The following is a 20,140-nucleotide window of genomic DNA, read 5'->3' as shown; positions in this document are numbered from 1 at the left end:
CAAATGATTTCGGAAAAAGAAATGCGATTTTGTAAACTTTTCCTAAAAAATAGTTTACAATATGGTTGTGTACATTTGAAATGGAGGGAATTAAATGAAAGATCCACGTATTGAAAAATTAGCTAAAAATCTAATTAATTATTCTTTAAAACTTAAAAAAGGTGAAAAGGTTCTAATTGAAAACTTCAAATTAGAAACAGAATTAGTTACTGCTTTAGTGAAAGAAGCTTACGCTGTTGGCGCTTATCCTTTCGTATCGATCAAAGACCACAAAGTAGATCGTGCATTATTAATGGGTGCAACAGAAGAACATTACAACATGATTGCGGATTATGAAGCAAATGTGATGAAAGATATGGATGCTTACATCGGCTTACGCTCTGGTGTAAACATTAATGAATTATCTGATGTACCATCTGAAAACATGAAAATCCAAGGTAATACAGTAGGTAAAAAAGTTCATCGCGAAATTCGTGTTCCAAAAACTAAATGGGTTGTTTTACGTTACCCAACTGAGTCAATGGCTCAAGCTGCAAAAATGAGCACTGAAGCATTTGAAGACTTCTACTTCAATGTATGTAACTTAGATTACAGCAAAATGGACAAAGCAATGGATGCACTTGAGGCGCTAATGAATCGCACTGATAAAGTACATATTAAAGGTCCTGGAACTGATTTAACATTCTCAATTAAAGATATTCCTGCAGTTAAATGTGCTGGTGAAATGAATATTCCAGATGGTGAAGTATACACTGCGCCTGTACGCGATTCAGTTAACGGTACACTTTCATACAATACACCATCTCCAAACAATGGTTTTACATTTGAAAATGTACAACTTAAGTTTAAAGACGGTAAAATTATTGAAGCTACTGCAAACGATACAGAGCGCATCAATAAAATATTTGATACTGACGAAGGTGCACGTTTCATAGGAGAATTCGCAATCGGTGTAAACCCTTACATTCTTTATCCAATGGGCGATATTCTATTTGATGAAAAAATCGATGGAAGCTTCCACTTTACTCCTGGACAAGCATATGAAGAAGCTTGGAACGGTAATAGCTCAAATATCCATTGGGATATGGTATGTATTCAACGTCCTGAATACGGTGGCGGAGAGATCTACTTCGACGACGTTTTAATTCGTAAAGATGGTCGTTTCGTTATTGAAGAGCTTGAAGCATTAAACCCTGAAAATCTTAAATAAGATTAGTATACTCAAACACCTACTTAGACTAAGTCTAGGTAGGTGTTTTTAATTTGGGTATTGTTAAAATTGCTATTCCAAAAAAGATATTGTTAAAACGCATTGTTGATTGTTAAGTTGAATGGAGTGGAATGTACGAGACTCCTGTAGGAACAGTGAGGCAGGTGAGACCCATAGGAGCGATAGAAAGCGAGCATCCCTAGGCTGCAATCAACAAAGTTCACAAAAATAGGTAATTAAAAAAACTCTTTTTTAAAGAATGTTATTTTTAGATTTTTGTAATTTAAAAGACACAAGTTGATTGGAACGGAAGGGTGCCCAGGCTCCTGTGGGAGATGTGGGAAGGCTGAGACCCCGCAGGAGCGTATGCGATGAGGAGGCTCAGCTCACGCCCCAAGGAAAGCGAGCATCCCTACGTTCCAATCTACACATACTGAAATAACAACAATATATACGAAAATAGCCCTTTAAAAAATAGTTTAGAGCCAAAAAAATAAAAAGCAGATGGACCTTGGCTAATAGCCTAAATCCATCCGCTTTTGCAGTACCTTCAAAGGTTTTTATTACAACTTTTCATAAGCTGCTTGATATTTTTGAATATCCCCAGCACCCATAAAAATTAGTACACCATTTTGATGCATTTTTAATAAAGATAAATTATCTTCTTTTAAAACGTCAGCTCCACTAATTTTAGTAGCAAGGTCATCAATCGTTAATGTCCCTTTGTCTTCACGGGCTGAACCGAAAATATCACATAAATAAACTTTGTCAGCTTTGCTTAATGTTTCAGCAAACTCATCTAAGAAACGACTTGTACGTGAGAACGTATGTGGTTGGAACACTGCAACAATTTCACGATCAGGATGTTTTTGACGAGCTGCTTGTATCGTTGCTTGAATTTCAGTTGGATGATGAGCATAATCATCAATTAAGATTTGTTCACCAAACGATTTTTCACTAAAGCGGCGTTTTACTCCACCATATGTTAAAAGTCTTGCTTTAATCACTTCTACATCAATGTTTTCGTAATGACAAAGTGCAATAACAGCTAACGCATTTAACACACTATGATCACCATATCCAGTGATATCAAAAGTTCCATAGTGAGTGTTTCTTACAAACACATCAAAAGTTGTTCCTTTTGTATGTTTTTCAATATTACGTGCTTGAAAATCGTTGTCTTCGTTAATACCGTAATACATTACCGGGACTTTTGCATAGATTCTTTGTAAATGCTCGTCGTCTCCACATGCTATGATACCTTTATTAACTTGTTGTGCCATTTGCTGAAATGCATCAAACACATCATCCACACTCTTATAATAGTCTGGATGGTCAAAATCAATATTTGTCATAATGCAATAATCTGGATGATATGATAAAAAGTGACGACGATATTCACAAGCTTCAAATACAAAATATTCGCTGTCCGGTTCACCTTTTCCAGTACCGTCTCCAATTAAATATGATGTTGGTTTTGCACCTGATAATACATGAGCCAACAAACCAGTAGTAGACGTTTTACCGTGCGCTCCAGTAACCGCTACACTTGTATAATTACTCATAAAATGTCCTAAAAATTTATGATAACGTTCAGTAGGTACATCTTTTTCAGCTGCATAAGCAATCTCCTCATGTGTATCTGGAAAAGCATTACCAGCAATTACAAGTTGCCCTTCTTTAATATTCTCTTTGTTAAACGGTAAAATTGTAATACCGCGTTTCAATAATTCATTTTCAGTGAAAAAGTGCTTTTCAACATCAGAACCTTGAACCTCATGTCCTGTATCATGAAGTATTTGTGCAAGAGCACTCATACCTGTACCCTTTATCCCTACAAAATGGTAAACTGTCATATTAAAAGAACCTCCAAGAATCGATCACTAATACAACGGCTTATATGTTAGACAGTATATGTGCTAATAAAAGAAATGGCATCAAAGAATTTTCTTAGATGCTCATTAAATCCGCCGAATGTCAAATTCTTTTTTTATTTATTGTTAATTTCATTTTAAATTCCAAAAAATATTATACCATTTATATAAATTTTCTACTATTATTTTGAAATATTACAAAATGGAAAAATCTTGTATGCATAGTTGCATAAGCTTACTTAGATGGACTCATTTCCACTCTTTCTAAACGTGGATTCTGTCTTAGTTTTCTACCAGCTTTAGCTTGTGGAATGCCATTAAGTTCAACATTATCACCAGTAAACCCGATACTTACTTTTAAAAGACTTCCACCGACTCCATATAAATCAACCGGTACGCCTTTTTTTTCAAATTCTAAAATACGGTCTACTGTAAATCCTCCACTGACTACAATTTGAACATGCCCGAACCCTTCCTCGTCTAGAGCTTTTCGCAAAGCAAAGATTAAAGGTGGGTTTGCACCACGTGGATCAAATGTGCCCAATAATTCAGGATTTCTAATGAAATATTGATCAATCATTGTTCGAGAAGTATCCACACGGATGGCTTTTAATTTTCGTCCAAATTCCCTTGCTACTTTAAGTGCATCAGAAATAACGTCATTATTATAATCAACTAATATAATTAGATCCTCATTCGGGAAAACTTCTTGGTATGCTCGACCAGCTTCTACTAAGTCACCGTTAAACATTTGGATGAGTGCATGAGGCATAGTCCCCATTCCTTCATTCCCCCACCATTCATTCATTGCATGAGTTGCTTGCGCTGTCGAACCACCCATAAATGCAGCATACCCATCTCCAGCTTGAGTAGTATAATGATCGTCACGATCACCCATAAAAATGATTGGTTTTGTAATGCCTGCTGATTTTGCTGCATGCTTCACGTTATAAACATTAGTTGCTACTGATGTACGTCGTGCCAAAATCCCATCAATTATACCTTCTAAATAACCAAAATCCGCATATTTTCCTTTTACAGTCAAAACTGTTTCAAATGGCGTTATTTTATCTCCATCTTTCAATGAATAAACTTCTAGGTCTTGTGGATTTTCAGCGAAGGTTTGTAGTAATGCAATTGCTTCATCTGTCCCACACAGTACTGCATTTTCACGTTGGAAAAACTGCATTTTGACTTCAGTTTCAGGTTTTAATTTCTGAATTATTTCTCGGGTTTTTAAAAAATATACTGCCGAGAACCAACCCTCCCGAATGCGCTCGTCGAATTTAAATGTATGATTCGTTAATCGACTAATTTTCCCTTGTAATTTTAAGTCTAATTCTTTTTCCATGTATCTTCTCCTGCTAAATGTGCATATTTATTTCTAGTATGAGTTAAAATCTTTATACCAATCCCTAGTTCATGGTTTGAAAGTCTTCAATTGAGATTAACACATCACGTGGTTTACTTCCATTTTGACCTGACACAATACCATGATCATACATTAAATCCACTAATCTTGCAGCACGATTATATCCGATACGGAATCGTCTTTGTAGCATAGAGACAGATGCACCATTCTGCTCAATAACAAATTGTACAGCCTCATCGAATAAATCATCATCTACATCTTGAGCGTCTGCTTTCGCAACAAGCTCTTCTTGATTAAATAAATAATTTGGTTTTTGTTGATCTTTTACTAGTTCAACAACATTCTCAATTTCTTCATCTGATACAAAAACACCCTGCAAACGAATTGGTTGAGATTTCCCATTATCTAAGAATAACATATCACCACGACCAAGTAATTTTTCAGCTCCTCCGATATCAATAATCGTACGAGAATCTACTTGAGATGAAACTGTAAATGCAATACGAGTCGGTATATTCGATTTAATAATTCCAGTAACAACATCAACAGAAGGACGTTGTGTAGCTACTAATAAATGAATTCCACATGCACGTGCCTTTTGAGCAATACGACAAATATATGTTTCAACATCACCTGGTGAAACCATCATTAAGTCTGCAAGCTCATCAATAACAATGACTAAATAAGGCAGTTCATCAGCATATGCTCCTTGATTTCTCGCAAGTGCGTTGAACCTTTTTATATCACGTGCTCCTGCATGAGCGAATAAATCATATCGTCTTTCCATTTCATCACATGCCCATTTTAATGCCGCTGTTGCAGCACGAGCATCAGTAATCACTGGTGAAATTAAATGAGGAATATGATTATATGGTGCTAACTCCACCATTTTAGGGTCAATTAAAATTAACTTTACTTCATGCGGATGTGCTTTATATAAAATGCTAACTAAAATTGAATTAATACAAACACTTTTACCGGATCCAGTAGCACCAGCAATTAATCCATGTGGCATTTTTGAAATATCAGCATATATCGGTTCTCCACCAATATCAAGTCCTAATGCAACAGTTAAAGGTGAGTCATTTTCGATAAACTTTTCATTATTAACTAATTCGCTTAAATAAACTGGTTTACTCTCACGATTTGGTACCTCGATACCTATAGCACTTCTTCCTGGGATAGGTGCTTCAATACGAATATCTCTAGCTGCAAGGCTTAACTTAATATCATCTTGTAAGTTTGTAATCTTGTTAACCTTTACTCCTGGCTCTGGTTGAACTTCAAAACGAGTTACAGTCGGTCCTTGAGTTGCTGCAATAACATTTGCCCCAACATTAAAATTGTGTAGCGTTTCTTGTAAAAGTTCCTTTTGCTCTTCAATCCAATCACCATCTGTTTCTTCTTCATATGGAGGCTGAGTTAATAAATCAATTGATGGTAATTCATATGGAATAGTAGAAGGTTCGATAATGACATCTTCATTTTCTTCGGAGACTTCAGTAATTTCAATAGATAAAGTTTCTTCGTTTGGTTCTTGAATAGCACTTATCTCTTCGGCTGGTTGAATAACTGAAGCTTTTATGTCTTCTCTTTGAACAACTTCATTTACAAGTACTTCTTGAATATCGCTTATCTCCTCCGCTGAATGAACAACTGAAGTTGCAATATCTTCTTGAAAAACCTCATCTACTCTTACTTCTTGAATAGGATTAATCTCTTTTTCTGACTGTAGTTGGCCCACATTAGATTCAGATTGAGGAATAACCTCTTCGACATTTTGACCTTCATTTTGATTAGAACTCGGTATTTCTTTTGATTTATTTTGTTCAGCACGACGTACAGCCTCAAAGTCACTACGAAGCATCATTACATTAAATGGGACATGTCTTTTCTTTTCACGTAGTGGCTTTAGAATAGGATCGTTTGATTGTTCTTCTGAAACGATTTCTTCTGCTGTCTCTTGTTTTTGAATTTGCTCTTCATTTTCATCTTCGTTTTTAGACTCAGTCAAATTAGACGGTTCAATTGTTTCTTCAATTTCCTCGTTTATTAACGCAGTAGGAGCATTATCTTCAATTTTATGTTCAAAATAAGTTTCTGTATTTTCAATTTCCATGCTCAGTTCTTGTTCATTATCCACTTTTATTTCATTTATAAAATCATTTGTTTCAGGCTGAGTTTCAACGGTTTCTTCAGTCTCTATTTGATCAATTACTTCAGCTTCTACTTTATCGAATTCTTCAGCCACTAGGCTCTCTTTATAATCATGTTTTTCTATTTCTACACTTTCATTTGTTTCAAAGTCGGATTGTAAGTCATGATTTTTTTCATCTACTATACTTATTAAAGGTTCGTCAAAATAATTTTGTAATAAATTCGATGGTGTTTCACTTCGTTTTGACTCTTCTACATTTGTTTCTTGATGTGAGTGAGATTGTCTCTCTACACTATTCTCCTTATTTACAGGTGGACGATTGTAACCATATATCGGAGAAATATATTCACTTGGCTTAAATGGAGTTCTTCTTTTTGGTTTAAAAATAACATCAACCTTTTCTTCCTTTTCTTCTTTTTCTTCCTTCACTGCCTCAACTTCATTAAACTGCTTTCTAGTTATTCGTGAAGATTGATGAAAATACGGTTGATTGTTTTGTTGGTTATAATTAGATTGAATCGTACTTTTTTTCCATTGGTTTTGTGGTTCAACAGATTGATCTTTAATTTCTTCAGTCGGATGATTTCCATTTGTTTGATCTATTTCATCATCCAATTCAATTGGAAATCGAAACTTAGGTTTTGGTTTTTCTATGTTTTCTTGGTACTCCCTTTGAATTGGAGTTTCTTCATAGAATTCATTTGATCCAAACCGATTATTATCATTGGTCTCATCAGTTTCCTTTGTACCAAAATAACGTTTAAACCAACTCTTCATCTTTCTCACTCTCTCTATGTAGTCTCGTACCTTTCATTTTACCATGAGAAATAATGACAAAAAATACAATTTCATTATATTTCCTGTAGAATATCGTAGCATTTTGTAAAAAAAGTTATTTTCGTAAACTTTGTTGCTATTTTAGCAATGATTTGAAGCAAAAAAAGATTCAACTGATAATATTTCAGTCGAATCACCTATTCTCTTACATATTTGTATACTTCATTGATAATTCACCATAACGATTTCCTAAAATTTGACTTGAGACTTTATCAATTTGTAATAATTCATCCCCTGAAAGTGTAATGTTGAGTGCTTCAATGTTTTCCAATAAATAATTTACATGCTTTGTACCAGGGATTGGAATGATATCATCCCCTTGTTGCAGTAACCATGCAAGTGCTAGTTGGGATGCTTTTACACCTTTTTCTTTCGCAATTTCTTCAAGTTTGTTCACTAAATCAACATTTCGTTTAAAATTCTCTCCTTGGAAACGTGGAAGATGACGTCTATAATCATCTGGAGCTAAATCATCGATACTTTTTACTTTTCCAGATAAAAATCCTCTTCCAAGTGGACTATATGGAACAATTCCCACACCTAATACCCGTGCAACAGGTATAATCGATTCAAGATCTCTGCTCCATAAAGAGTATTCAGTTTGAAGCGCTGAGATTGGATGAACTTTAATTGCGCGTTTTAAGGTACTTGCAGATACTTCAGATAAACCAAGATAGCGAACTTTCCCTTCTCTTACAAGATCGGACATCACACCAACAGTTTCTTCAATTGGTATAGTTGGATCAACGCGATGTAAGTAATAAAGATCAATAGTATTCATTCGTAAGCGTCGTAAACTTTTTTCTACTTCAGATCGGACATCATCTGGCTTAGCACTAATCCCTACTCCTTTTTCAGGATCACGGACAAAACCAAATTTCGTAGCAATCATAAATTCATTTCTTCGATCTTTTAATACTTTTCCGATGAATTCTTCATTATGTCCATTTCCATATACATTTGCAGTATCTAAAAAGTTAATTCCATTATCTATTGCTGTATGAAGAGTATTAGCTGCTTCCTTTTCATCTATTTTCCCGTAAAATTCAGACATTCCCATACAACCTAGGCCTAATGCTGAAACCTCTAATTCACCTAAATTACGTTTTTCCATCCCATTTTTCTCCTTCTATGTAGCATATTGTCTAACACATGACACTTTTTTCTACTTGTAAAAAGGTTGGTGGTTATTAAAAATTTTGCAATTTTATGAGTGATATTGTTACTTCGATTCTTCTTTAAAATACACTTTTATACCTTTTTAGTGTTTTCGTATACTTTGTTGCTATTTAGGAATGCGATAAGTTGATTTCCGCTCCATGATGCTCCAATCAACTTCATGATCAACAATTTCCTATAAAAATTCCAGATAATGTTGTTTAACAGAATCAATCGAAAAAAACAACGATTTGCTAAAAGCATTTCGTTGTTTTCCAATCTTTATTATTTAAAAAATGCTGAACCTATTTCTGCATCGGCATCCAGCACTAGAATACCTTTTTCTTGTGGAGCATTTGGTAAGTCAAGTTCTCTTGCTGAACAAATCATACCGAAAGAATCAACTCCACGTAGCTGTGCATCCTTAATCAGTAGACCTGATGGCATAACTGCGCCAACTTTAGCTACAACTACTTTTTGTCCTTTATCAACATTCGGTGCACCACAAACGATTTGAAGAGTTTGGCCACCTACATCAACTTGACATACGTTTAGTTTATCTGCATTTGGATGTTTTTCTTTTTCAGCAACATATCCAATAACAAATTTAGGAGATAGGTCTAATTCTAATTGATCTGAATACTCGGCCTTTGCAATCACATCATTCACTGAATTTACTAGTTCTTCAGATAACGTTACAACACCTTGCTCCTGAATATCAAAATAGGTAGACGCTTCAAAAATATTAAATGCAACTGTTTCATTTGTATTACTTGAGAAAATTCGTGCTACGTTGCCTTTACGCTCAACTTGACGATCTTCTGTTGGAATTTGCTTTAAGGTAATTAATAATGTATCACCAATACCTTCACGGTTGTAAAAAATATTCACTCTATTCTTCCTTTCTACTTGTTCGGTTTGTTTTTACCTAAAATAAAAATAGGAGTCAACTTACCATCCTCGTATGAAAATGATAGCGACGTAATTGGCACTTTTCCGCTCGCGAAAAAGCTCATATTCATTTGCGCTATTATATCATACCCTATGTCATTACGAATGTCAGCAATGATTAATACATCCCCGTGAGGAACACTTACTAGCATTTCACCTTTTACTGTAGATTTAAATTGATTTAATAATTGCTCATTTAAAATCCGACTTGCATCATATCCATCATTATTACGCACAAAGTAAAAAATGTTATCTGCAACAGTATCTTGTTTGAAATTGACAGGTAATTTTTTTGAATTTTGTAATGATAAGTCATGAAGATGTTCTTTTGTATAACCGATCTTTTTTAACAATGTTTCATCGATTAGTTGATATGTTTTTTCTGAATCGATTGCATAATAAATCCTTGTTTCAGCTGTATGCTCACTTGTAACAAATGGATTATTTTCTTCACGCTCTGTTGGAAAAGATGTTGCACGTATAACTGGAAGAACTTGCTCAGGCTGAAAAGTTGTTTCGCGATGCATTGCTTCAAGTGCTTCTTTTACGTAATAAACAAGTTCATCTACAGCTTGTTCTTTCTCCTGTTCATATTTCGCTACCGCACCATTTAATGAAACACTCATCCCTTTTTTACTATCTATACCTTCTATTCGTAGCTCTTCATTTTTACGATCATATGAAAAGTTCCAACGTCCATCTGATAAACGTTCCTCAAACAACTTTTTCATATCAAGTGTTGTCATTTTTTTTGTCAAAACGATTACCTCTCTACCTTATCTTCTTAATCCTTCAAGGAATTCTTCAACTTGCTCCTTCGTTTTACGATCCTTATTTACATAACGGCCAATTTCTTCCCCTTTGTTAAAAGCGACAAAACTAGGAATTCCATAAATATCTAATTCACCACATAAATCGATAAACTCATCACGATCTACTTTATAAAATGTGAAGTCTTTATTTTCTTCAATAACTTCTGAGAAAAACATATATAAGAATCGGCAATCTGGGCACCAATTAGCCGTAAATTCAAATACAATATTTTCTCCTTGTTTCACTTGTTCAAATTGTTCAATTGACGTAATTTTTTCCATTTTAATCTCCCTCTCTGAAATGTTCTATTTGATTTTATTCTAACGTATTTCGATTAATTTGCAAAAAAACTGTCTTACTTTTAAAAGAAGGATTTTTTCGTATACTTTGTTGCTATTTTAGAATGCGATAAGTTGATTTCCATTCCAGGACGCTCGCTTTCCGTGGGGCGGGCGGTGAGCCTCCTCGTCGCTATCGCTCCTGCGGGGTCTCACCTGTCCCGCTGCTCCCACAGGAGTCTCGCACCTTCCGCTCCAATCAACTTCGTAATCAATGGTTGTTTTAAGGAAACCTTAGCCCATGGATTAATTAGTCTTTAGCAGTTATTATTCTTTAAGTACTCTAGCTGACCTAATAACAGTTCACAGACATGCTCGAACATTTGTTGTCTCGTAATTCGACCATTTGTAAAAATACCGATTGCTCCTTCTTTACTACGAATATCTTTTTTCTTTGTATAACTTTCCATTAGTTCAGCTAATTCTCTACCATCCTGAAGTGCCGGAATGAATTCACTTGGTAAGAGAATTTTGGCTCCACTTGCAACTAGTACTCCACCATCATAGACTAAAGCACCCCAGTTACATAAAAGTAGTTTATCACCACTTATAATGACTCCACCTTCTAATCCTATACCAATATCAGCCTTACTTTCGATACGTGAATGTCGTGCTCTGTTAATCGCACCTCTCATTGTTTCATCATCTGTTAATGGTTGATTCGATACATCAGATGGAACTGAAACAGGCAATACTGTACAATCAAAAAATACTTTTTCAACTGCTTGTACTTTCGTTGGATTTAAAGATCCAATTGCAATTTTCATCAATTATTCTCCTTACAAATTTTTCTTACCTTTTCTATATACATTCTATTTTCACCAAAAATGTGAGTAAATTCTATAATTGATTCCAAAAAGAAGAGAAGCCTTTTTTCAGCTCCTCTTCTTGTTATGATTAGTAATTACGTATTGTATCAATAGTCGTTTTGTCAGTGGATTTCACAAGTTTCACTAATAATTCTTTTGCTGCTAAGTAGTCATCTACATGAATAATTGAAGCAGCCGTATGAATGTATCGTGAACAAATACCAATTACAGTTGAAGGAACTCCATCATTTGAAACGTGAACACTTCCTGCATCTGTACCGCCTTGAGAAACAAAATATTGATAAGGAATATTGTTGCTTTCTGCAGTATCTAATACGAATTCACGCAACCCTTTATGAGTTACCATTGTTCGGTCTAAGATTCTAAGTAAAACGCCTTTTCCTAACTGACCAAATTCATTTTTAGCACCTGACATATCATTTGCCGGACTTGCATCTAATGCATAAAAAATATCAGGCTGAATCATATTTGCTGCTGTTTTTGCGCCTCTTAATCCAACTTCTTCTTGTACAGTTGCACCAGAATATAATGTGTTTGGAAGAGTTTCATTTTGTACTTCTTTAAGTAACTCGATTGCTAAACCACAACCATATCGGTTATCCCAAGCTTTTGCTAAAATTTTCTTTTCATTTGCCATTGGTGTAAATGGACAAACTGGAACGATTTGTTGACCTGGGCGAACGCCAATTTCAATCGCATTTTCTTTATTATCAGCGCCAATATCAATCAGCATATTTTTAATATCCATTGGTTTAGCTCGAAGCTCATCACTTAATAAATGAGGTGGGATTGAACCAATTACTCCAATCACCGGACCATTATCAGTCATTACTTGTACACGTTGTGCTAAAAGAACTTGATTCCACCATCCTCCTAGCGGCTGAAAACGAAGCATTCCATTATCAGTGATTTGAGTAACCATAAATCCAACTTCATCCATATGGCCGGCAACCATTACTGTTGGATCTCCTTCATTACCACGTTTTACACCAAAAATACTGCCTAAACGATCTTGTACAATTTCATTTGTATATTTCTGAAGCTCTTTTCTCATAAAATGACGTACTTCATGTTCAAAACCTGAAGCACCTTGAAGTTCAGTTAAAAATTTAAACAACTGTAATGTATCTTGATCCATTAAATCCGCTTCCTCTCTATGTATCACATAAAATATTATTAAAAAATGGATTCTTCCCTTTTTATTTTATCTAAATCTAGCATATAATACCATTAGAAAAAAATTTTATTCATTAACAGTTTTTGCTTTTTGTTAACAAAAGTTTAAATTTTTATACATACGGGGTGAGACAATTTTGAAATACAAACGTTTATTAGTCGGTATTGGGTTAGGAATTGCTGGTGGTGTTTTATTAAAGCGCAAACTATCCTCTCAATATGTTCAACCTGAAAAAGCATTAAAAACCGTAAAACCTTTTTTCCGTTCTTATGGAAATGTAACTGGTACATGGATTAATTCTGAACCAAAATGGACTTCAACAAGTGTTCATGAAGGTGACATTTACGAAGGCGGTTTTACAATTGATGATAATGGTGAACAAAAGAATTTTACCTTCATGTTAAATGCTGAAAATGGTGAACTAATTACCACACACGAAATTTAACATAGTACTATTAACGATGGATGGAATCAAGAATGGTTCCATCCTCGTTCCATTTTATGGCACGTACTTCATTGTCATGATAAAACGTAAACCATGCGTTACGTTTCAGACCTTCATTTACCCACTTTTCTTTTGCATAAATTGATGCCATTGGATAGTCGTCATATGCCATTACCCATAAAGGTGACATATGTGCATGAGTTGGCATTAAATCTCCCATATGTAATAATAATTCTTCTCCACTTTCAATGACGACAATACTATGTCCATCACTATGTCCACCAGTATGAACAACTTTTATTTCATCCGTTATAATCATTTCTTTCTCAAATGTAACAACTTGTTCTTGAATAGCTTCCCAATTTTCTTTCCAGTATGTATTTCGAGAACGAATATTTGGATTTCTCATTTCATCCCATTCGATGTTAGATACAATTATTTTTGCGTTTGGAAAACACGAAAAATAATTCTCCCCATCTCTTTTAGTTAAACCAGAAGCATGATCAAAATGAAGATGTGTCATAATGACGATATGAATATCTTCACTTGTTAAACCTTGCTTTTCAAGGCTATGTTTTAAATTCGTTTCCTCAGTTACTCCAAAATTTCGTTTTTGCTTTTCATTTAATTTCCCATCACCAATTCCGCTATCAATTATGATATTAAGTCCATTTGTTTGAATTAGAAGTGGATCTGTTCTAAGAGGTATTTGATTAATATCGTTACAGGGATACTTTTTAGCCCAAAGTGTCTTAGGAACAACCCCAAACATTGCTCCACCATCTAATGATGTGTTTCCACCATCCATCCATTGAATTTTACATGAACCTATCTTCATTTTACTCATATGCTATATCCCCTTTCCATTTCTACTTTATTTGATTATATCATTTTTGTGAATTTTTATAAAAATCCATTAATTTAAAAGGATTGATAAAGAAGTAGATTGGAGTGGAAGGTGCGAGACTCCTGTGAGAGCAGCGGGACAGGTGAGACCCCACAGGAGCGATAGCAACGAGGAGGCTCACCGCCCGCCCCAAGGAAAGCGAGTATTTCTTTCGCTCCAATCAACTTATCGCATTCTAAAATAGCAACAAAGTTTACGAAAATCGAAACAAAATCTTTAAAAAACAACAATCTTTTAGACAGAGCTTAAACTAAAAAAACTGTCACAACAAGATTTAACTAAATCCTGCTATGACAGTTTATTATTTACTTACGATATGCTGCTTCTATTCGATAAATTCGATTTCCTTTAGATGAGAATTTCTCTTCATATTCAGTCATGATATTTCCTTCAAACTCACTGTTATGAAGATCAAGGCTTAAGAAATGAATTGTCATTCCATAATTAGCAATACTCATTATTGAAAATTCAAATAGCTCTTGATTATCCGTTTTAAAATGAATTTCTCCATCTTTATTCATAATTTGTTGGTACATTGATAAAAATGTTTTATGCGTTAATCGGCGTTTTTCATGGCGAACCTTAGGCCATGGATCTGAGAAATTTAAATAAACGCGATCGATTTCGCCATCCTCAAAAAAATCGGTTAACTTTTGAGCATCCACATTTAATAATTTTAAATTTGGAACCTCTGCTTCGATTAATTTATCTAAAGCATCAGAAATTACGCTCGTATATTTTTCAATCCCGATATAATTTATATGTGGATTTGCTTTTGCCATTTCCACAATAAATCTTCCGCGCCCAGTACCAACTTCAATGTGAATTGGCTGTTCTTTTTCAAAAACTGATTGCCATTTCCCTTTACTATCTTGTGGATTTAAAATTACGTACTGCGGATATTGTCTAATCTGATCTGCTGCACCTGGTTTATGTCTTAAACGCATATTTCCACTCCCCCTAAAAATAATTACAGATGAAACTCCCTACTGATGGAAGTTTCACTTTATCTCTCTTTAAATAAGGCTCTTTTCTAAAAGATTGTTGCTTTTGAGTTTTGTAACTATAAAGACAGTAGTTGATTACAACGGAAGGTGCGAGACTCCTGTGGGAATAGCCGGACGGCTGAGACTCCGCAGGCTTGCCGAGGAGGCTCAGCTCACGCCCCACGGAAAGGGAGCGACCTGGAGTTGGAATCAACTAACGCATTCTAAAATAGCAACAATGTATCGAAACTCAAATAAAAAACCAAGTACATTCTAGCACTCGGTATAAGTATGCTTTTGTATATTTTCATCCCTCTAAACAAACAATAATAAGTGTTTAGAAAAGAAAGGATGTGTATTTTATGCCATTAAATCATGAGCATCAAATGACCATTTTAAAAGATATATTAACAAATCATCAATCTGACTGTTGTGGAACCGTATCTGAGTGTGAACAATTAGAAAGAATTATTCAATCACTTATGAACAACGATCAACTAGATGCGAGTGTAAAAAGTACGTTAAGTGACATTTATTACTATAGTCAATCAGGAAAATATTCTTCTGATTTAGACCAGCACATCTCAAATCACCAACAACAATTGTCACAATGGGTTAATGATTTTGATCAATATTCTTAAGAATGACAATTTCCGAGGAAATGCTACACTGTCATTTTATACTATTCTTTCAAGTAATTTTTCCATTTTATTCGCTTGTTTATCATCCTCTTTAAGCGAATAATCTTTTAACCAAATAATTGTTTGAGCAACTACATACCAATTCATTCGTTTGGTTAATTCATCTGTTAAAGAGATGCCATATAGTGAAAGCCAATGTTCCCAATCCTGTTGATCAATGTATGTTACGAGAAACATTCCTAAATCAAATGCTTTATCAGCAATGATTGCTTCATCCCAATCAATCAAGAATAAATCATCTGTTTCTGTTAAAAGCCAATTATGATGATTTAAATCACTATGACATACGACAAGATCGTCGGGATTGAACGTTGGCATATTTTTTTCTAGATACTCTAGTCCTCTTATAACGCTTTTATGATTTGCAAACTCCTCAGTTAAATTATCTACAATCGTTTGTAGCAATTCTTTAGGTTCTAAAGGACTTATTCCTAATTTCGTTAACATATACAACAATTCTTTAGAAGAATGAATGCGATTTAAAAATGTTGCTACTTCTTCAGAAGCCATTTCTTTAGGTTCAAGACTTCTTGCAGCAACCCATTCCTGAGCAGTTAATACATCTCCATTTTCAAGCCTTCTTGTCCAAACTAATTTCGGAACAAAACCAGCAGCAGATAATACTGCTAAAAAAGGCGAAGAATTTCGTTTAAGAAATAGTGTTTTATCTTCGTTTTCAGCTATATATGCCTCACCAGTTGAACCACCAGCAGGTGAGATTGTCCATTCATTTCCTAACATTTCTTTAATCAAGTCCATTGTTCTTCCGTTCCTTGTTGTATGTTATATTTAGCGTTTAATCAATATCAAAAAAGAAAAGATAGCCTATTACAAAACTTGTAATAAGCCATCTTTATAATCTTACATGGTTTACTTGTATTGTGCAAGACATTGCTAATATTTAACAAGAATGGTACAAGAAATCGGTGCAAGTTCTAAACTGTTTTTCTCAATGATGCGTGAACCTTTTTCCTGCAACTTCCCATCCGCTAGTAAATATTCCCATTTTCCATTTTGTATAAACGGAATCAATTTATGATCTATTCCGTTGTGAAATAATACAATTAACTCTTCTATTTCATCAAGTTCTTTTAATTGTTTAAAATGTAATCCCACTACTGAATTGTCTACAATATATGGACTTACATATTTTAGGATATCTTCTTTAGTAGAAAGTCTAAACGCATTAAATTTCTTCCGAATGCTTATTAGAGTTTTTACATACTCTATCGCTTCTTGCTCTTGCTCCGCTTTTTCCCAATTTAACGAATTAATTACATCCCCTGCATTATAGCTATTTTCTACACCTTTTTTACTGCGAAAGAATTCTTGCCCGCTATGAATGAATGGAACACCAATTGATAATATTACCATTGCTGTTGCAAGTAAATGACGTTTTTTTATAATCAGAATTTCTTCATTTTTTTCTGTTAGTGTTAATCGATCCCACAGTGTATGGTTATCATGAGATTCAACATAATTAATTGTTTGGATTGGAGAAGAAAAAAAACTTAACTGATTTCCAAGACCAACGCTTCCCGCTAATAAATCAACTAACCTCATTGGATTACTGTTATGACCACTAATAAACCCTAATTCTTGTATCGAAAAAGTACTTCCTTTTATTGTGTCACGAAATCGATCATTAAAAAAACCAATTGTAGGAAGTTGATGACTTTGAGCAATTATAGCTTTTTTCTCTGGTGGAAGCGGGGTATTTAAATCCCATCCTTCACCAAATAAAATAATTCCTTTTTTCAGATCACGTAATTCTTTTTCTATCATTTTCATTGTTCCAATATCAAATATACCCATTAAATCAAATCTAAATCCGTCTAAATCATACTCTTTTAACCAAAATTTCAGTGAATGAATAATGTAGTTTCTTGCCATCATCCGTTCAGTAGCAAAATCATTTCCTACCCCAGTTCCATTTGCAGGAAGACCACTTTCATCTTGGCGAAAATAGTACCCTGGAACGATCTTTTCAAAATGGCTATTTTTTAACTCATACACATGATTATAGACAACATCCATAATGATTTGTAATCCATTTTCATGGCATTTTGATAGTAGTTTTTTTAATTCAACAATTCGTTGTGAAGGATTAGTTGGAGCTGAACTATAACTTCCCTCTGGTACATTAAAATTTAGCGGGTTATACCCCCAGTTGTACTGTAATTGTGGTTTTGTTTCATCAATGCCTACAAAATCAAAAAAAGGTAATAATTCGATATGTGTAACACCAAGTTTTTTAATATAGTCAAAGCAAGTTGAAAATTCCTTATACTTTGTACCCTCTTCAATAAATCCGTCATAAGTTGATTTAAGCTTTACACCACTTAAAGGAAAAGAAGTAAAATCTCTTATACTTGTTTCATAAATGATATAATCCGTTGGTACATTAGAAACGTTTAGCTTTATTTTTTCAACTTGAGATGTTTTTGATAAATCGATTACTACTCCTCGTTCACCATTCACTGTAACCGCTTTCGTGTAAGGATCAACCGCTTCACGCCAAATTAAATTTACACATACTAAAAATGTGTAGATAAATCCTTCGCAGTCTCCTTCTATCTCGTATTCCCATACACCATTACTTGTTCGATTCATATAATGTTCGATGTATGTTTCGTTCGAATCAAGATAGATACGTAAACGAACCTTAAAAGCTGTTGGTGCCCATAGCTTAAAAATAGTTCTATTTTTTGAATAAGTAGCACCTAAATCTTCCCCATCATAAGCATATTTCTCATCAAATAATGGCGAGCGTATTACTCCACCAACCTGAAGATCAGTCTTATTCTCTCGTTCATCTTGTAAATCATATCGTTCTTCAAGAGAAAGCGGATTTGATGATGTTACAACATATTTTACAAATGAATCATAATCTATTTTATTTGTTATTTGTAATTGCTCATATTCTTGGCCATTCTTCAGTAAAGTGAAAGAAGAACATACCCCACCATAGTATGTTCTTGGAATGATCAATGTTATTTCCTGAAATTGATCCATATATGCTTCAAAATCCCGATGAATACGAAACAAAGTCTTTCACCATCCTGTAAAAACTTTATCTGAACATCAAAAGAAAAACTGAAGAAGAATATCAATTAGTCTTCTTCTCCTGCCTCCTTATTAACCAATTCGATATGATTAGTATATTCACATAAACTTAAAATGGACTGTGCAGCTTTTAATTGATTTAATTTAATTGGTGATGATGTATTGATAATCTGCTCATGCCAATCTTGATAATTTCGCTTATCAATCAATTCAAGTTCATGTGGAGCTTGTAAGTAGTCAATATAGCCAGATTTACACAACAATATTTTTCTAACATTGCTCACAATGTCATTTTTCCTATAGATTTGATTCACAAGTTTTACCATTCGGTTTAATCCATTGATCGGATTAACAATCTTTTTCTCTCGTTGAAGCATTTTTTGCGTCCAAAAATTACCTTTATTGTAGATATTTACATGATTTTCTTCTCCATTAATAATCGAAATACATAACGTTTCGACTGGTCCAACAATAATTACCTCTAACTCAATTGGAGCTTTCCCGACATATAATACTGGTTGGTATAATACAAGGAAATTGTCTGGAAACGATTGTAAGAAATAACGCAAATTATCATCAAAGATTATTTTACGGTCAATCTCACTTTCTTCAATCATTCTGGATGTTGCCCATTTTAATTGAAATTTAAAAAATTCATCTAAAAACTTTTGTTTGAGTTCCTTTTCAGTAAAATATTCATTTGCAACACGAAATACCTCTAAAATACTTGATATTTCATCACTTGGTGTGACATTCTCAACTTCTTCAGCTTCTTCAGTCGATTTTTTTCTAGAAAATTTAACCTTATTTAAAAATTGGAAAAATTGTTGTTTTTTCGATTTTATTTCAACATCAGAAATTTGTTTTGGTTGAATATCTTCAACTAATACTTCAGAAGTCTCTTCTTCATTCAAGCTTTCCCAATTTCCAGTTAGCCAAGCATTATTAATTTTTTTCCATTGTTGTCTTTTTAATACTACAAATTGGCTTGGATAATGAAATAGATCTCCTTCGTATCTTGATGGATAATCTAGTAGTTTAATGAGTTGTGCCATTTCCCTTCCCCTTTGTATCAATTCTATCTTTTTTAAGGCTGTTTTCGTATACATTGTTGCTATTTTAGAATGCGTTAGTTAATTACAACTCAAGGATACTCTCTTTCCGCGGGGCATGAGCTGAGCCTCCTCGGCAAGCCTGCGGGGTCTCAGCCTTCCCGCTTTTCCCACAGGAGTCTCGCACCTTCCGCTGTAATCAACTTCTGTCTTTAAAATTAAAATCTCGGGTAGCAACAATCTTTTAGAAAAGATCCTTATTTAA

Annotated in this window: 17 protein-coding genes; 3 read left to right on the top strand and 14 right to left on the bottom strand. The window is 34.2% G+C overall.

What is annotated here, in order from left to right; genetic code table 11:
• Positions 1–94: 94 nt before the first annotated feature.
• Positions 95–1,210: an aminopeptidase gene (locus tag J5Y03_RS14565; protein ID WP_209406719.1), complete on the top strand. Its 1,116-nt coding sequence runs from the start codon at positions 95–97 to the stop codon at positions 1,208–1,210.
• Between the two features lie 563 nt (positions 1,211–1,773).
• On the opposite strand, the gene murC is transcribed toward J5Y03_RS14565, so the two are convergent.
• The 9 genes from murC to J5Y03_RS14520 form a co-directional block, all read right to left on the bottom strand.
• Positions 1,774–3,066, bottom strand: a complete 1,293-nt coding sequence (gene murC, locus J5Y03_RS14560) for a UDP-N-acetylmuramate--L-alanine ligase (RefSeq protein WP_209406718.1) — start codon at positions 3,064–3,066, stop codon at positions 1,774–1,776.
• Positions 3,067–3,319: 253 nt separating this feature from the next.
• On the bottom strand, positions 3,320–4,435 hold the full coding sequence (locus tag J5Y03_RS14555) for a nicotinate phosphoribosyltransferase (protein WP_209406717.1): 1,116 nt from the start codon (positions 4,433–4,435) through the stop codon (positions 3,320–3,322).
• A gap of 64 nt (positions 4,436–4,499) precedes the next feature.
• Positions 4,500–7,391, bottom strand: coding sequence for a DNA translocase FtsK (locus J5Y03_RS14550; RefSeq protein ID WP_209406716.1), 2,892 nt, complete (start codon positions 7,389–7,391; stop codon positions 4,500–4,502).
• A 205-nt stretch (positions 7,392–7,596) separates the two neighbouring features.
• Positions 7,597–8,565 carry an aldo/keto reductase gene (locus tag J5Y03_RS14545; RefSeq protein WP_209406715.1) on the bottom strand — a complete coding sequence of 323 codons (969 nt, stop codon included), beginning with the start codon at positions 8,563–8,565 and terminating at the stop codon, positions 7,597–7,599.
• 329 nt (positions 8,566–8,894) lie between these two features.
• Positions 8,895–9,500, bottom strand: a complete 606-nt coding sequence (ytpR, locus tag J5Y03_RS14540; protein ID WP_209406714.1) for a YtpR family tRNA-binding protein — start codon at positions 9,498–9,500, stop codon at positions 8,895–8,897.
• 14 nt (positions 9,501–9,514) lie between these two features.
• Entirely contained in the window at positions 9,515–10,306 is a 792-nt protein-coding gene (locus J5Y03_RS14535; RefSeq protein ID WP_209406738.1) for a DUF1444 family protein, read from the bottom strand.
• A gap of 30 nt (positions 10,307–10,336) precedes the next feature.
• Positions 10,337–10,654 carry a thioredoxin family protein gene (locus J5Y03_RS14530; protein WP_209406713.1) on the bottom strand — a complete coding sequence of 106 codons (318 nt, stop codon included), beginning with the start codon at positions 10,652–10,654 and terminating at the stop codon, positions 10,337–10,339.
• Between the two features lie 314 nt (positions 10,655–10,968).
• Positions 10,969–11,478 carry a DUF84 family protein gene (locus tag J5Y03_RS14525; RefSeq protein WP_209406712.1) on the bottom strand — a complete coding sequence of 170 codons (510 nt, stop codon included), beginning with the start codon at positions 11,476–11,478 and terminating at the stop codon, positions 10,969–10,971.
• Between the two features lie 130 nt (positions 11,479–11,608).
• The gene (locus J5Y03_RS14520) at positions 11,609–12,679 is read right to left on the bottom strand and encodes a M42 family metallopeptidase (protein ID WP_209406711.1); all 1,071 of its coding nucleotides are present in this window, start codon (positions 12,677–12,679) and stop codon (positions 11,609–11,611) included.
• Positions 12,680–12,854: 175 nt separating this feature from the next.
• Between J5Y03_RS14520 and J5Y03_RS14515 the strand changes: the two genes are divergently transcribed.
• Positions 12,855–13,163, top strand: a complete 309-nt coding sequence (locus tag J5Y03_RS14515) for a hypothetical protein (protein WP_209406710.1) — start codon at positions 12,855–12,857, stop codon at positions 13,161–13,163.
• A gap of 10 nt (positions 13,164–13,173) precedes the next feature.
• Here the strand turns inward: J5Y03_RS14515 and J5Y03_RS14510 are convergent, their stop codons facing one another.
• A complete protein-coding gene (locus J5Y03_RS14510) occupies positions 13,174–14,010 on the bottom strand; it encodes a YtnP family quorum-quenching lactonase (RefSeq protein WP_209406709.1) in 837 nt (278 codons plus the stop codon).
• A 365-nt stretch (positions 14,011–14,375) separates the two neighbouring features.
• Positions 14,376–15,017, bottom strand: a complete 642-nt coding sequence (gene trmB / locus J5Y03_RS14505) for a tRNA (guanosine(46)-N7)-methyltransferase TrmB (protein WP_209406708.1) — start codon at positions 15,015–15,017, stop codon at positions 14,376–14,378.
• A 401-nt stretch (positions 15,018–15,418) separates the two neighbouring features.
• Here trmB and J5Y03_RS14500 point away from each other — a divergent pair, with 401 nt between their 5' ends.
• Entirely contained in the window at positions 15,419–15,697 is a 279-nt protein-coding gene (locus tag J5Y03_RS14500) for a YtzH-like family protein (RefSeq protein WP_209406707.1), read from the top strand.
• A 36-nt stretch (positions 15,698–15,733) separates the two neighbouring features.
• Here the strand turns inward: J5Y03_RS14500 and J5Y03_RS14495 are convergent, their stop codons facing one another.
• From J5Y03_RS14495 to J5Y03_RS14485, 3 genes are all read right to left on the bottom strand, one after another.
• Complete coding sequence (locus J5Y03_RS14495; protein ID WP_407648448.1) at positions 15,734–16,507, bottom strand: phosphotransferase family protein; 774 nt, start codon at positions 16,505–16,507, stop codon at positions 15,734–15,736.
• 144 nt (positions 16,508–16,651) lie between these two features.
• Positions 16,652–18,805: a type I pullulanase gene (gene pulA, locus J5Y03_RS14490; protein WP_209406705.1), complete on the bottom strand. Its 2,154-nt coding sequence runs from the start codon at positions 18,803–18,805 to the stop codon at positions 16,652–16,654.
• 65 nt (positions 18,806–18,870) lie between these two features.
• Complete coding sequence (locus J5Y03_RS14485) at positions 18,871–19,878, bottom strand: NERD domain-containing protein (protein WP_209406704.1); 1,008 nt, start codon at positions 19,876–19,878, stop codon at positions 18,871–18,873.
• Between the last annotated feature and the right edge of the window lie 262 nt (positions 19,879–20,140).

It is taken from the genome of Gottfriedia endophytica, assembly GCF_017814275.1.
Taxonomy (GTDB): domain Bacteria; phylum Bacillota; class Bacilli; order Bacillales; family Bacillaceae_G; genus Gottfriedia; species Gottfriedia endophytica.
The sequence above is the reverse complement of the archived record's forward strand: the minus strand, read 5'-3'. Positions and strand labels throughout refer to the sequence as shown.

What these genes read in the sequence shown, in the direction of transcription:
- J5Y03_RS14565 (WP_209406719.1), top strand. Translation starts at nt 95, where the DNA reads ATGAAAGATCCACGTATTGAAAAATTAGCTAAAAATCTAATTAATTAT.
- murC (WP_209406718.1), bottom strand. Translation starts at nt 3,066, where the DNA reads ATGACAGTTTACCATTTTGTAGGGATAAAGGGTACAGGTATGAGTGCT.
- J5Y03_RS14555 (WP_209406717.1), bottom strand. Translation starts at nt 4,435, where the DNA reads ATGGAAAAAGAATTAGACTTAAAATTACAAGGGAAAATTAGTCGATTA.
- J5Y03_RS14550 (WP_209406716.1), bottom strand. Translation starts at nt 7,391, where the DNA reads ATGAAGAGTTGGTTTAAACGTTATTTTGGTACAAAGGAAACTGATGAG.
- J5Y03_RS14545 (WP_209406715.1), bottom strand. Translation starts at nt 8,565, where the DNA reads ATGGAAAAACGTAATTTAGGTGAATTAGAGGTTTCAGCATTAGGCCTA.
- J5Y03_RS14535 (WP_209406738.1), bottom strand. Translation starts at nt 10,306, where the DNA reads ATGACAACACTTGATATGAAAAAGTTGTTTGAGGAACGTTTATCAGAT.
- J5Y03_RS14530 (WP_209406713.1), bottom strand. Translation starts at nt 10,654, where the DNA reads ATGGAAAAAATTACGTCAATTGAACAATTTGAACAAGTGAAACAAGGA.
- J5Y03_RS14525 (WP_209406712.1), bottom strand. Translation starts at nt 11,478, where the DNA reads ATGAAAATTGCAATTGGATCTTTAAATCCAACGAAAGTACAAGCAGTT.
- J5Y03_RS14520 (WP_209406711.1), bottom strand. Translation starts at nt 12,679, where the DNA reads ATGGATCAAGATACATTACAGTTGTTTAAATTTTTAACTGAACTTCAA.
- J5Y03_RS14510 (WP_209406709.1), bottom strand. Translation starts at nt 14,010, where the DNA reads ATGAGTAAAATGAAGATAGGTTCATGTAAAATTCAATGGATGGATGGT.
- trmB (WP_209406708.1), bottom strand. Translation starts at nt 15,017, where the DNA reads ATGCGTTTAAGACATAAACCAGGTGCAGCAGATCAGATTAGACAATAT.
- J5Y03_RS14500 (WP_209406707.1), top strand. Translation starts at nt 15,419, where the DNA reads ATGCCATTAAATCATGAGCATCAAATGACCATTTTAAAAGATATATTA.
- J5Y03_RS14485 (WP_209406704.1), bottom strand. Translation starts at nt 19,878, where the DNA reads ATGGCACAACTCATTAAACTACTAGATTATCCATCAAGATACGAAGGA.